8 protein-coding genes are annotated in these 13,891 nt (G+C 60.2%); 3 read left to right on the top strand and 5 right to left on the bottom strand.

Features of this window, described 5'->3' with window-relative positions; all coding sequences use genetic code 11:
* Positions 1 to 171: 171 nt before the first annotated feature.
* Entirely contained in the window at positions 172 to 2,001 is a 1,830-nt protein-coding gene (gene ligD, locus M1D34_RS30970) for a DNA ligase D (protein WP_201270037.1), read from the bottom strand.
* Positions 2,002 to 2,184: 183 nt separating this feature from the next.
* Here ligD and M1D34_RS30965 point away from each other — a divergent pair, with 183 nt between their 5' ends.
* Both M1D34_RS30965 and M1D34_RS30960 read left to right on the top strand, forming a co-directional pair.
* Entirely contained in the window at positions 2,185 to 2,463 is a 279-nt protein-coding gene (locus M1D34_RS30965) for a Y4lK-related protein (protein ID WP_127509541.1), read from the top strand.
* A 487-nt stretch (positions 2,464 to 2,950) separates the two neighbouring features.
* Positions 2,951 to 3,376, top strand: a complete 426-nt coding sequence (locus tag M1D34_RS30960) for a VOC family protein (protein WP_127509547.1) — start codon at positions 2,951 to 2,953, stop codon at positions 3,374 to 3,376.
* 63 nt (positions 3,377 to 3,439) lie between these two features.
* Here M1D34_RS30960 and M1D34_RS30955 read toward each other — a convergent pair whose 3' ends face one another.
* Positions 3,440 to 4,030, bottom strand: a complete 591-nt coding sequence (locus M1D34_RS30955) for an SOS response-associated peptidase (RefSeq protein WP_498785148.1) — start codon at positions 4,028 to 4,030, stop codon at positions 3,440 to 3,442.
* A 389-nt stretch (positions 4,031 to 4,419) separates the two neighbouring features.
* Between M1D34_RS30955 and M1D34_RS30950 the strand changes: the two genes are divergently transcribed.
* The gene (locus M1D34_RS30950; RefSeq protein ID WP_127509553.1) at positions 4,420 to 6,369 is read left to right on the top strand and encodes a calcium-binding protein; all 1,950 of its coding nucleotides are present in this window, start codon (positions 4,420 to 4,422) and stop codon (positions 6,367 to 6,369) included.
* 241 nt (positions 6,370 to 6,610) lie between these two features.
* Here the strand turns inward: M1D34_RS30950 and malQ are convergent, their stop codons facing one another.
* From malQ to treS, 3 genes are read right to left on the bottom strand one after another with little or no spacing between them, the layout of a single operon-like run.
* The gene (gene malQ / locus M1D34_RS30945; protein WP_127509556.1) at positions 6,611 to 8,401 is read right to left on the bottom strand and encodes a 4-alpha-glucanotransferase; all 1,791 of its coding nucleotides are present in this window, start codon (positions 8,399 to 8,401) and stop codon (positions 6,611 to 6,613) included.
* Positions 8,398 to 10,608 (bottom strand): 1,4-alpha-glucan branching protein GlgB, encoded by a 2,211-nt coding sequence (glgB, locus tag M1D34_RS30940; RefSeq protein WP_498785145.1) that lies wholly within the window; start codon positions 10,606 to 10,608, stop codon positions 8,398 to 8,400. Before glgB ends, malQ begins: the two co-directional genes overlap by 4 nt.
* The gene (gene treS, locus M1D34_RS30935) at positions 10,605 to 13,886 is read right to left on the bottom strand and encodes a maltose alpha-D-glucosyltransferase (RefSeq protein WP_498785143.1); all 3,282 of its coding nucleotides are present in this window, start codon (positions 13,884 to 13,886) and stop codon (positions 10,605 to 10,607) included. The genes glgB and treS overlap by 4 nt, the downstream gene beginning before the upstream one ends.
* Positions 13,887 to 13,891: the final 5 nt, after the last annotated feature.

Genomic DNA, 13,891 nt, shown 5'->3' with positions numbered 1-13,891 from the left:
GGAATTGTAACCACTCAAGACAAAGTTGCAACGCACGACCGTTACCCCTCTCAGCCGACCGGACTGTCCCTACGGCCCGTGTGTACCACACTTGTTCCGGTTCTGTGCGTTTAGGATCGCATAATGTATCAAGTGAAACCTGCGACCTAATCAGGAATTTTCGGGTTGAGTTCACATGCCGCGACGTCGTCTAGGTGGACGGGTCATTGTGAATGCGTCCGGCTTTATCCTGCGCTCGATTTCTTCCCAGGTCGCAGGTGCCGCGACGGGAAAGCCCGGACGAGCTCTGGGCGAATAGGTGCCGACGGCGGTGGTGCCGCGGCCATTCCTCAGGTAATCGAGGAAAAGTTTGCCCGGCCGGTGCGAAAGCTGTGCCGACGTGAGGTAGCGGTCGGGATCGCTGCTGGCGAACTGCTGCGCCAGCCGTTTGGCATACGCGTGCACAGCATTGTGGGCCATCTTTTCCGGAAGAGGGGCCATCAGATGAACGCCTTTGCCGCCGGTGAGCTTCGGCCAGTTCTGAAGGCCCTCCGCCTGAAGAAGCTCTCGTAGCCGCAACGCGGTCTCGACGACGAACTCCCACGCCACGCCTTCGCCGGGATCCAGGTCGAATATCAGCGTGTCGGCGTGCTCGATATCGTCGACCGTCGCCGCCCAGGGATGCAGTTCGACCGCGCCGATTTCGACAAGGCCCAGCAAACCGGCGAGATCATCGACCCAGAGCCGCACACCTTCGCCGCCCTCGCGTTTCTCAATGCGGAGCTGATGGACCTCTGGCGGGATCGGCGGCAAGGGTCCCTTGTGGTAGAAGGTGGTGCCATGGAGGTGCCGCACGAGCTTCAGCGGACGGCCGCCGAGGAAATGAAGGGCGCGATCGGCCACGCGCGTCCAATAGGCCGCAAGCTCCTCTTTCGAGGGCACAACCGCGTCCGGCAGTAACTGCAAAATGTTTTCGCGGGGAACCGGGCCGGAGGTCGGGGTGACGCTCGCTAACTTTTTCGGCGCATCCCTGGAGGTTTTCTGCAGGCCCTTGAAGACCGGCTCGCGCAACAGGCCGTCATCGGTCACGCCGCTGTAGTCGACCTCAGCGTAGACCCGTGGCTCGACCCACGTCGCCTTTGGCTTGTTGATCGGATGGGAGAGGGGGCTCTTGCCGATGATCAGCGGATTGAGCCGCTCCCGCACCTCGCGCGCGGCCGCAAGCGTGTAGCCTGTTTGAGCCTTGCCGGCATAGACAAGGCGGGCGCCCTCCGAACGCCCGAGATAGAGCGAAGCGATCCGGCGAGGATGCGCACCAAGCTTTTCGACGAAGGCGATGATGGGAAATGCCGCGCGCTTCGTGCACTTCGTCTTTGTCCAAATTTCCTGCCGTCCCGATCGGTATGGCGCGTCCTTGCGCTTGGACACGATTCCTTCCAGACCCATTATGCAGGCGTGCTCATAGACCTCCGCTCCTTCATGGATGTCGAGATGGTCGACATAGGCGATGGCGCCACCGCGGTCTCCTATGAGCTCGCGCAGCACGCGCTTGCGCTCGACCAGGGGCATGCGTCTGAGGTCGTATCCGTCCAAATAGAGCAGGTCGAACGCCTGAAACGTCAGGTGAGGCGATGCGGGTTTCGCGAGCTCGCGCCGAAGTGCTTGAAAGTCGGGAAGGCCGGTCTTGCCGAAGACGGTGGCCTCGCCATCCATGATCACGTCGTGACCCGCGAGTGCCTCCGCAGCCGTTGCGATCGGTTTGAACTCCTTCGTCCAGTCAAGCCCGGTTCGCGAGTAGACGGTGATCTCGCTCTTGTGGATGTGTAGCTGCGCCCGATACCCATCAAACTTGATTTCATGCAACCATTCTGGACCGTCGGGCGGTCGTTTCTTCAGCGTTGGATGACAAGGCTCAATGAAGGCGGGGCGGGTGGCCTTCTTCGCGCCCATATTGGCCAGACGACGCTGAGAGGCCGCTTGTTTGGCGGCTTGTGGCCGCGGTTTCTTGGCACGCCGATTCAAGACATGCCTCCATGTTCTGAACCGAGCGTTCAATCCTTACACCCGAGAACGTTCCCGAGACTGCTTCGTTCCGACGGATGCAACGGTTTCGCACTTGAGCGAGTTTAGTGGGTGGGCCTTGCGTAGTTGTCGACGAAACGACAGCGCTGGCTGCGGCCGGTCGACCCCAACGGACTAGTCTACATGGCGCAGAGTACCAAGCAAAAGCTGATGAAGGCGAGCGATATCCCTGCCTTCGTCGAGGAGGTGATCAAAATCGGCTGTAACATCTGCGCCGTCGGTCACGACAAATACGTGGTTGGAGACGCAGACCTGTCGCCGGGTGATTATGAGAAAACAAAGCGCAGGCTGAAGAAAATCGAGGATATTTACGGCGATCGTGATTTCCTCAAGTTGGAAATCGTTGCTTACCTTCGCTCGATTGGTCGGCATGTCGACCTCGGCGCGGATGGGTCTGAGTAGGAAGGCCAGCAAAAAGCCCCGCCACTATCGCGGGGCAATCCCGCATCCTGTTGCCTTCGTTGGAGGCGGGGACGTAGCCAAGAGATGCAGCTACCCAGAGACGCTATCTGCCGTTTGATCAGAGAGGAAGGTCTGATCCCGCGATTCCGGTCCGCCCCTTCAAAACATCGGCAAGGTAAACGCTTCTCGCTTCGTCCGATCAAGCATAATCTTCGACATCCGGGTCACATCACCGGCATCGACAAGCGCGTCGCGGATTTCCTTCGGGCGATGTCGGGCGCCTCACTCGGCCTCCATTTCGAAAGTGCGGTACTTGCCACTTTCGCTCGAGAGTGGGCACGTCTTTGGCGGCTCCAAGGCCCTAGAAAAAACAACTCTTGGTGATAGTCGGTCTGCTCACGGTCTGCGCTTCTGCGACAATGCTGGTGGACGCAAAGACAGCGCGAAACTGGGTGGGCCAGTGCACGATTTAACGGGAGGATTGCTCATGAAGCCCCGGATTTCCGTACTGACGCTTGGTATCGCAGATCTGGAACGGTCTCTCGCTTTTTATCGTGACGGACTCGGACTGCAGACCCCAGGGATCGTGGGCCGCGAATTCGAGCATGGCGCCGTCGCGTTCTTTGATCTTTCGAACGGTGTCAAACTTGCGATCTGGAATCAGGCCGATCTGGCTCACGATAGCGGCCTGACGAAAGCGCCCGCCAGCAGTACATCGTTCTCGATCGGCCACAACGTCTCGCAACGAAGCGAGGTGGATGACGTCATGGAACAGGCACGCGAAGCGGGCGCGGCCATCGTGAAGCCCGCCCAAGAGACATTTTATGGGGGATATGCGGGCTACTTCACCGATCCCGATGGTCACCTGTGGGAGGTCGTGTGGAATCCGGCCAATTTGCCGGAGGGCGATTGACTTGAGCCGAGCTTACGTGACGCTGAGGGTTCCGCAAAGAGCGACACTGCCGATTGTTTGCCGTTAACCCACTTGATCGACGGCTAAAGTGCCTGCCGGTAACGGTTTGATGAGCGACTTGGCAGAAACGGTCAGATCCAGCCAGTCGGCCCAGGCGTTCCGCTCCAGGATGACGATCTGTCGGTCGTGGTATGGAGCGATGTCCGGCCCCGGCTCCATTGTCAGCATAGTGAAGGCTTGACCTACCTCCGGCGTTTCGCGCCAGATGCCGGCAATGCAGAAGATTGGCTCGTCCTTCTTGGTGAATAGCCACTTGTCCTTGCGCTTCTTCTTCGGGTCCTTCGGATCGGTGAACTCGTAAAAGCCGTCGGCGACGATCAGGCAGCGATTGGAAGTGAACTCGCGACCCTCCGATCGGAAATTATAGACCGGCCGCTTGTTCGGCCCAGGCCAGCTCCAGCGCCGCTGCACGAGCTCGGCCTCATCGCGGATCCCATCGATCGTCCGGACGATGGGGCCGACATCGGTGATCTTGATGTCTTCCCGCGGTTCAAGATTCGGCGCGCCTTCGCCGAAACGGATCTCGATCTTGAGGTCGGCGAAGTCCTCGACGATCGAGGCGACATCCACCATCAGCCGATAATCATTGCACATGCTTCCTCCGTCTCAGGTCTGGTTCTATGCGACCGTTTTCCAATGCGACTCATCATATCGATACGCGGAAGATCAAAAGCCGGAATTTCCAGTGATCCTGAATGCAGATGACAGGGCTGGCGGTTCGGATCGTTTCAAGGCGAGGGATACAGGTCGATTTTCCCGAACTCCGGAGCGACTCTGAAGTGTGGCTGCTTCTTTAGTGGAAGAGTGCTTTTTCCGCCAGTTAATTTGTTTCAAATTTAGATGATATTTGAAGGTAATATCAGACTAATCGAAATATTGTTCTCATTGGAACTTGCAAGGAAGGGTGCTATATTCCGGTGATCAACTATTAGGTGTCGGCTTATCTATCCGGACGCCTCGTGTCTCAGCTGAGGAGCGGTTTCATGACGAAGATCGTGGGGACGGGCGGGGGCGATACGCTGCGCGGGACGGACGAGACGGATCGCATCTGGGGTCTTGCCGGCAATGACGACATCGATGGCGGTGGCGGAGATGATCTTGTCGATGCCGGTGCGGGAGACGACGTCGTCAGGAGCACAAGCGGCTATGACCGCCTCGACGGTGGCGACGGCGACGACCGGTTGATCCTGGCCCGGACGGGCGGCGCGGTCACCGGCGGCGCTGGCCACGATACCCTCGCCGTCAATGCCTCCTTGGCGACGGAGGACGTGATCTTCAACGGTCCGCAGGGTCACGCCATGATCGGCCGCGATCCCTCGACGGCCCAGCATGTCTTCTTCCGGGATATCGAGCGCCTTGAGCTGCTCACCGGCAGTGGAAATGACATCGTCTACGGCAGTACGCGCGACGATGTCATCGTCACCGGCGACGGGTCGGACGCGATCACGACGACGCTGTCTTCGGCCGTGATCGATGGCGGCGCGGGACGGGATTTGGTGACAATCGACAATTCCGAAGACGTGGATGGCGTCACCATCGACTTCGCCGCGGGCAGTGCATCGACCGGCACGGTCCTGCGCAATCTCGAGACGGCCCGTGTCTGGACCGGAAGCGGCGACGATACGGTGATCGCCGGCGGACTCGACGATCTCCTCGCCAATACCGGTGCGGGTGACGATCGAATCGAGGGCGGAGACGGCGACGACAACCTGAACGGCGGCCTGGACAATGACGTTTTGTCGGGCGGAGACGGCAATGACGGCCTGAGCGGCGATGCCGGCAATGACCGCCTCTTCGGCGGGGCGGGGAATGACGGCCTGTCCGGCGGGAGCGGAGCCGACACGATGTCCGGCGGCGACGGGGATGACAATGTCAGGGCGGGAGCCGGCAATGATATCCTCGAGGGCGGCGCCGGCGATGACAGAATGGACGGCGGCCCAGGAGACGATCGCCTCTTTGGCGGATCGGGCAACGACATCATGGAAAGCTTCGACGGTCGCGACGTCATCGACGGCGGCGATGGCGACGACCGGATTTCGCGTTTCTCCGGCAGCGGTCCGGCAACGATCAGCGGCGGCGCGGGGAATGACCAGATCCGGGCGTGGGGCTCGGACAGCGTCGACGGCGGCACAGGGGATGACCGGATCGGAGCGGGGAGCTCGGGCAGTGTCGACGGGGGGGAAGGCAACGATCACCTCGCGTTCGAAGTGTCCCATCTGCTTGGTCCTGTCGATTTCGACGCGACGCGTGGATCGATCTCGACCGGGCTGACATGGACCGACATCGAGAGCTTCACCGTGTCGAGCGGGAGATTTGGCGATCTTGACGATACGCTGCGTGGCGCCGACGGGGCTGATCAGCTCTCAGCCTTTTTCGGTGACGATCTCCTGGAAGGACGGGCCGGAGACGACCGCCTGTTCGGTGGCGATGACAACGACCGCCTGCTCGGCGGCGACGGCGACGACTTCCTGTCCGGCGATTTTGGCGACGACCGCCTGCTTGGCGGCGCCGGCTCCGACGATCTGCGGGGCGAAGCTGGAGCCGACGATCTGAGCGGCGGCTCGGGTGACGATCACTTGTCCGGACATACGGGCAGGGACCGGCTGTCAGGCCAGGAGGGAGCCGATTATCTGCACGGCGGGGGCGATGCTGACATCTTCCAGTGGTCCATCTCGTCCCTTGAGACCGACAGCGTCGACCGCATTGCGGATTTCAGCGCTTTGGCGGGCGACATCCTCAGCTTCGCCATCGACGCCGATGGCGAGATCGCCTCGATCCGCAGCTACGCGGATTTCCTGGCGGCCTCGCGTGACACGCAGGACGGCGTCTTCGTCACGCTCGACGGGTTCCACGATGCCGGCATCCTGATCGAGGGCGTCACCCTCACGGAGATTTCGGCCGAGAACCTGTCCTTCACCGAGTTCTACTATTGAGGCGCATGGCGGTGCCCGAACCGGGCGTGTCAATCGGCGTTGAATGGATGTGGCACTCAACGTGAGTTACCACCCAACGGAGTTCATCCTTCCTCCCACGAACCCGATGCTGGGCTTGTTTCCAGGATGTTCACGTTCTGGCTGAGAGGATCGCATAATGTATCCCTTGGAACGACCTCAGGCGAGGCCGCGGCGGACATTCTCAGTTTACAGGGCAACCGCTCATTCAGGGTTGATGATATCAGCCCTTTCGAGGACGTTCGGTGGCAAGGGTCTGCGCCACCATGAGAGCTAGAGGTTCGCGCGGTATGTCCTCCAGCGCTATTGAAAGCTTCGGCCTCCAGTTCGGATAGCTGGTGCTTGTACCCGGTACGTTTGTTGGCCTCGGCTCGTTCGTCATGTCCGCAAGCCGAGCGGCAACCAGCACGCAAGGCGTTTGCCCGACGTACCGATATGCGCTGACGACGAGTGCCTGCATGAATTCCTGTTCTCGGCGGCTGTGTTTATAAGGCGGTAAGGCGATGCCGGCAGCGTTGAATGCTCTTGTGATCCGTGCGCGCTCGCGCTCGCGTTCTTGCCTCTCCTCCTTTGCCGCATCTGTCGGTACGAGCCTGTGCTCGAGGCGCATGTCGATGTCCGCGCCGTTCCACCAACCGACCATCGTCTGATGGTCATGTGTGGAGACACATGCCAAAGCTAGGCGTGGATACCGTGCCGGCGCCGCGAAGCCTCGGTTGCTTTTTTCGTAAGAAAGAATGCGGTAGGAGAGAATATTGGCGGCCGACAGTTGGTCGCGCAGACCTCTCGGAACAAGACCGAGATCCTCCCCGATTACGGCACAGCAATGCGCATGTGAGGCTTCGGCAAGTACCCGAAGAAGCTGCGCGTCCGGATACTCAACGTATGCCCCGTCTTCCGGTGTGGAGTCAAAAGGTACGAGGTATAGACGGCGTAGCGCGGCCGCATGATCAATCCTCAGGGCTCCTGCATAGCGCATTGTCTCATCAATGATTTTTCGAAAGGGCGAATTGGCCCCAGCCGCTATGGTGGATGGCTGCAGGGCCGCCAATTTCCAATCCTGCCCGTTGATCGCCCAAGGGTCCGGCGGGCTGCCAATGCTTGCACCCCAGACGTAGATATCCCGTTCGCTCCACGTGGCGGAACCGTCGAGTGCTTCGCCAACGGCCAGGTCGAGATAGAGGCCGATACGCAGCCGGGCTTGCTCGGCTCGTGCCGCGGCTTCTGATAGCTGTTGATGCGCCAGCCACTGCAGCCAGATATGGAACTCCACCTCTTCACGGTGATCGCTTTCAAAGCGCTGGACGTCCTCACCGTCTGGATTCTGATAGGCAAGTGGCCAAGCAGTCCAGCCGGCGCCTTTGCCGCGTTGTTGCATCTCGCTCGAAAGAGCCTCAAAGAGCGCATGCAATCTGAGCGCAGCGCCACCTTTTTGCTCGAAATTCCGGAAGGCGCAAAGCACCTCCTTCGACCACCTGTTCCGGGTTTTCCATACCTGCCTCAGAGCTTGCAGCTTCGCCTTGGCCACACCACTATAGTCAACCAAGTCCGTCCTTCTCAGCTTTTCCAAGATTGTATCGAGCCCCGGAGTGCCTTTGAACCCCTTCACTCGATCCACGGCGATATAAAGCGGATTGAGGAACCGCCTGTTAGACGGTTCATAGGGGCTGCAGCGGTCTGGGTCCGCGAGGAAGGGCGCGTGGAGCGGACTGAGGCCGACGAAGTCGGCTCCCCAGCTTGCGGCGATCTCACAGAGGCGGGCGAGATCTTCGAAATCGCCGATCCCCCAGTTTCGCGACGAGCGAAGCTCGTAAAGCTGCGCCGTAATCCCCCAAACCCGCTCCTTGAGGACAGAGCTCGGCAGGAAGCACTTCGGTGCCGGGTTGGTTTCGACGTGGAGGGCAGAAAGGATCTTACGCTTGGTTTGATCGGAGATCGGAACTTTGGCTCGTTCAATCCCGGGTCTGGTCGGATTGATCCCATGCTTTTTCGCGAGCTTGTCCAAGGCAGTCATTCTGCCGCCCACCTGAGAAAGACCGTCGCCAGCGGGGGAAGCACTAGATTGATGGACGACTCCCTGCCATGGGCACTTTGGTCATCGGCCCAGCATTCGCCGTTCGTGACGCCCGATCCGCCATACTCCCGGGCATCGGTGTTCAGTATCTCCCTCCAAAGCCCCCGCCGCGGCACTCCGATGCGGTAGCCATGCCGCGGAATGGGAGTGAAATTGGAGACCGCCAGTATCCAGGTTGACTGATCGGCTGATGAGCGCAGCAGACCGAGGACGGAATTTCGGGCGTCGTCGACGACGGCCCACTCGAAACCGGAGGGCTCTACGTCACCGAATTGTAAAGCGGGCTCGCGGATGTAAATTCGGTTCAAGTCCCCGATCAAGGTCTGCACGGCGGCATGTTCCGGTCGGTCAAGAAGATCCCACACGACGGACCCATCATGATCCCATTCCGTGGGTTGCCCGATCTCCGAGCCCATGAAGAGCAGCTTCTTGCCGGGGTGCGCCCACATGAAGGCGTAGTAGTCGCGCAGATTGGCAAACCTCTGCCAGGCGTCACCCGGCATCTTGCCGAGAATAGAGCCTTTCCCGTGTACAACCTCATCGTGAGACAGCGGCAAGACAAAGTTCTCGGAATAGGCATAGATCATCCCGAATGTCATCGTGCCATGGTGGTAGCGCCGATGTATCGGGTCCTCCCGCATATACCGGAGGCTGTCGTGCATCCAACCCATGTTCCACTTGAAGTCGAAGCCGAGGCCGCCCTCCTCGGGCGATTTGGTTACACCGGGCCATGCGGTGGATTCCTCCGCAATCATCACTGCATGAAGGCAGCGGCGGTGTATGATGCTGTTCAGATGCTTGAAGAACTCAATCGCTTCCAGGTTTTCGCGGCCGCCATCGCGATTGGGGATCCATTCACCCTCCTGCCGGCTGTAGTCGCGGTACAGCATGGAAGCCACCGCATCGACCCGCAGACCATCGACATGGTAGTGCTCCAGCCACTCGAGAGCACTCGCAATGAGGAATCCCCTCACTTCGTTTCGGGCAAGATTGTAGATCAGGGTGTTCCAGTCGCGGTGGAAACCCTCCCGCGGGTCCTGGTACTCGTAAAGCGCGGTGCCGTCAAACCGCGCAAGGCCCCATACATCGGTGGGAAAATGCGCTGGAACCCAATCCAGGATAACTCCTATCCCGCAATGGTGGCAGCGATCCACGAAGTAGGCGAAATCCTCCGGTGTGCCGTACCGGCCCGTCGGTGAGAACATGCCGAGCGGTTGATAACCCCACGACCCGCCGAAAGGATACTCCATGATGGGCATGAGCTCGATATGCGTGAACCCAAGCTTTTTTACGTAAGGCAGGAGCCTCTGGCTAAGCTCGACCCAATCGAGGGACCTGTTGCCATCCTCCACGACGCGGAGCCAGGAGCCAAGGTGCACCTCGTATATGGACATCGGGCCTTCAAGCTTCGAGGCGGAGCTGCGCGCGCTCATCCATTCATGATCGCTCCAGTCGAAGGGATCGTTGGACGCGACGATCGACCCTGTGGCCGGCGCTGCCTCGCTTGCCCTTGCGACCGGATCAGCCTTTTGAGGCAGCATGTTGCCTGCGGCGTCCAGAAGCTCGTATTTGTATCGTTCGCCAGGCCCGAGCCCCGGTATAAAGATCTCCCAGATTCCACCCTCATGCCGAAATCGCATCGGATTTCGCCGCCCGTCCCAGGAGTTGAAGTCGCCGACGACCGAGACACGGCGCGCCATTGGGGCCCAAACGGCGAAACGAACACCTGCGATTCCCTCGACCTCCATCGGAACGGCGCCGAGCGTCCGCCCAAGATTGTAGTGCGTTCCTTGTGACAGGAGATGCAGGTCGAATGCGCCGAGCAGCATGCCAAAGGAATAGGCATCATCTGTGTCCTGGACCGCGTCCGGCCAAAAGATGCGGAACCAATGCCTTGCATGGCTGTCGATGCGGGCGGCGAAGAGCCCGCCGCGGTGCACCTGTTCCATGCGCGTCAGAACGGCATTGCTTTCCCGATGCAGAAGATCGACGCCGAGTGCGCCGGGGAACAGTGCCCTGACGACCGTCGTGTCGCCGCTCCGGTGGCGGCCGAGCACGGAAAAGGGATCGCCATGCCTGCCGTCCACCACCGCGTCCAGTGCGCCGGGGTCGAGACCGATGAGAAGGTCCGCGCGCTCGGAGCTCATGTGTTCTTTCCCGTAAGTTTCGCGGCGATGGAGGATAGGCCAGCGAGAGGGATCGGAACCCACGACGGGCGATTGCGCGCTTCATATGCGATTTCGTATGCGGCCTTCTCCAGGAGAAAGAGGTCCAGTATCTTCTCCCGGGTTTCTTGCGGCATTGCGAGCGCCGAGGAACCTGCAACGCCGTCGAAATACGCGTCCCGGAAGCTTTTTTCCGCCTGTTGCGTAAACTGCTGGACCAATAGCCTACGTTTGCCGTCGTCATCCTCGGTGGCTGTCTCCCAGTCCCGGTTGGCGGAGGCGGCGAGATAGCTGAGAGAGCGGATGAATCCGGCGACATCCCTCAATGGGTTTGTCTTGGACCGCCTCTCCGCGAGGCCGCGGGCAGGCTCGCCCTCGAAGTCGATGATGTAGATATCGCCGTCAGCGACGAGAATTTGGCCGAGGTGGAAGTCTCCGTGATTCCGCGTCATCAGGGTGCCGACCGCTGCGCCGGCAAGATTGCCGACGGCGCTGGCAATGTCCTGGCGGCGCTCGATCAGGTCGGCGATCTGCGATCGCACTTCTTCCTCGGCGGCTTCGGCATTTTCAGCTAGAACGGAGGCGGTTTCGGAGAGCCGGTCGATCACCGCCAGCTGCCATTTCCGCGCATCCTCTTCGGCGGTCCGGACGGGTCTGAACGCCTCGTCGTCGGTGGGCGCAGCAAGGGCCACGTGCAACTCCGCCAAGCGGCGGCCGACAGTTTCCATGAGCCCCAACAAGGGTATGAAGCGCTCTCCTGTGGGGACGCTCTCGCCTCCAGATACGATCGCGTCCTCGACGGCGTGCCGCAGATTGTTCAGCATCCAACTCCAACCGTCCCCCTGGTTGCGAATCGCACCTTGGACGATGATGAGAGTCGACCGGCCTTCATGCGGTACTGATCGAGCCACTTCGCCAAGCAGCGGCGGCGTGTGCGCGTACTGCACCTTCGTCAAGTGACGTGTCATTTCGACTTCGGGATGGGTGCCTTGTGATACGTGCCGGATCAGCTTGATCATGGCGACGTCGCCGATCAGGAGTGAGCTGTTCGATTGCTCGGCCGACAGCCAGCGTACCGGCAATTCGTCGGCGATACCGATGCAGTCCAACTGCTCCGTTCCCAAGAACTCGAAAGTTCCCGATTTCCCGGTTATGCGGGACCGGTCGCACAGAGCTCTGATGACCCCTCTCGCGAGACTTTCCATCGCGAAACCGTCGGTCAGGAAGCCCACGCGCCGGCCTTTTCGTATGCGGGCCAATGCCAGTTGCTGAGCCAGCGCATGCGGCTTGTCATCGTCCCATGCAGCCGCAAGAGGCAGAAAGTACCGTTCGGTATGGCTTTCAAACTTGGTTTCCAGCTCTCCGAAGAGCAGGTCATTCCCAAACGGCATCGGCGTGAGTGAAGCGAATGAAGCCTGGCTCAGCCGCTCACCCTTGGAGGCGAACCATCGCCGCATTTTGAGATAGGAGGGCAGAATTTCGCTTGAGAGAGTTGCGCGCGCCTGCGTGCTCTCGAGCAAGTCAGCCATTTCGCGCCGCATCACGAGGGTAATGAAGTCCGGCAGCTGCTCGGGCGGCTCGGTGCGCCATGCCGGCCCCTCGGCCTCGGCTTCCAACCGGAACCAGTAAAAGCCGTAGGGCGGAAGTGTAAGCAAATAGGTAAGCTGGCCGATCGGCGGGAAGGGCGACATGCCGGTAAGCTCGACCGGCACCCTTCCTTCGAACTGTGCGAGGTCGAGTTCCACCGCTTGCGGCAGACGCGACAGGTTAGCGACGCATAGCAACGTATCGTCCTGGTATTCCCTCATGTAAGCCAGAATTCGTCGGTTCTCCGGGCTCAGGAACCGGAGGGCTCCGCGTCCGAAGGCAGGGTGCTTGCGGCGAAGCGCCAGCATCCGGCGTGTCCAGTTCAACAGCGAGTGGCCATCGGCGCTCTGGGCCTCGACGTTTAGAGCCTCGTAGCCATAAAGCGGGTCCATTATGAGAGGAAGAACAAGACGGGCTGGGTCTGCGCGCGAAAAGCCCCCATTCCTGTCCGGCGACCACTGCATGGGGGTCCTGACGCCGTCCCGGTCGCCAAGATAGATGTTGTCACCCATGCCGATTTCGTCGCCGTAATAGACAACGGGCGTTCCGGGCATGGACAGTAGGAGCGCGTTCATGAGCTCAATTCGCCGCCGGTCACGCTCCATCAGCGGCGCGAGGCGACGTCGAATACCAAGGTTGATCCGCGCCCGCCGATCGGCGGCATAGGTGTTCCAGAGATAGTCGCGCTCGCTGTCGGTCACCATCTCCAGTGTCAGCTCGTCGTGGTTTCTGAGGAAGATCGCCCATTGGCAGTTGTCCGGAATATCCGGCGTCTGCCGAACGATGTCGGTGATCGGGAAGCGGTCTTCCTTGGCTATTGCCATGTACATGCGCGGCATCAATGGGAAGTGAAACGCCATATGGCATTCGTCACCCTCGCCGAAATATTCTCTGGTATCTTCCGGCCACTGGTTGGCTTCGGCGAGAAGCATTTTACCCGGATGGCTGGCATCCAGTGCGGCCCGGATCTCCTTCAGAACCTCATGAGTCTCGGGGAGATTCTCGTTGATCGTCCCTTCGCGTTCGACGAGATATGGAATTGCGTCAAGCCTGAAGCCGTCGATGCCGGTTTCGAGCCAGAAACGCATGACTTTCAACAGCTCCTGCAAAACGAGCGGGTTGTCGAAATTCAGATCCGGCTGATGCGAGTAGAATCTGTGCCAATAATAGGCACCTGCGACTGGATCCCACGCCCAGTTGGATTTCTCCGTGTCCAGGAAAATGATCCGCGTTTCGGGAAACTTCTGGTCCGTGTCGGACCAGACATAGAAGTTGCGTTCGGGCGTATCCGGCGCCGCGTGCCGCGCTCGCTGGAACCACGGGTGCTGGTCGGAAGTATGATTGATGACCAGCTCGATGATCACTCTGAGGTCACGCCGATGGGCTGCCTCCACAAAGGCGCGGAAATCGTCCATGGTGCCATAGTCGGGGCTGACACCGCCGTAGTCGGCGATGTCGTAACCGTCATCCAGGCGGGGCGAGGGGAAAAAGGGCAGAAGCCAGATCGCGGTTGTGCCCAGCGACGCGATGTGATCGAGCTTCTGTTCCAGTCCGGCAAAGTCACCGATCCCGTCCCCGTTCGCGTCGTAAAAGGATTTGATGTGTAACTGATAGATAATCGCGTCCTTGTACCAGAACGTTTCGGTGCCCGGCGTTTGGTGACCTGCTTCCATCGTTC

The sequence above is a fragment of the Ensifer sp. D2-11 genome, assembly GCF_054161295.1.
Note: the sequence above shows the minus strand (reverse complement) of the source record. Positions and strands in the feature narration are given on the sequence as shown.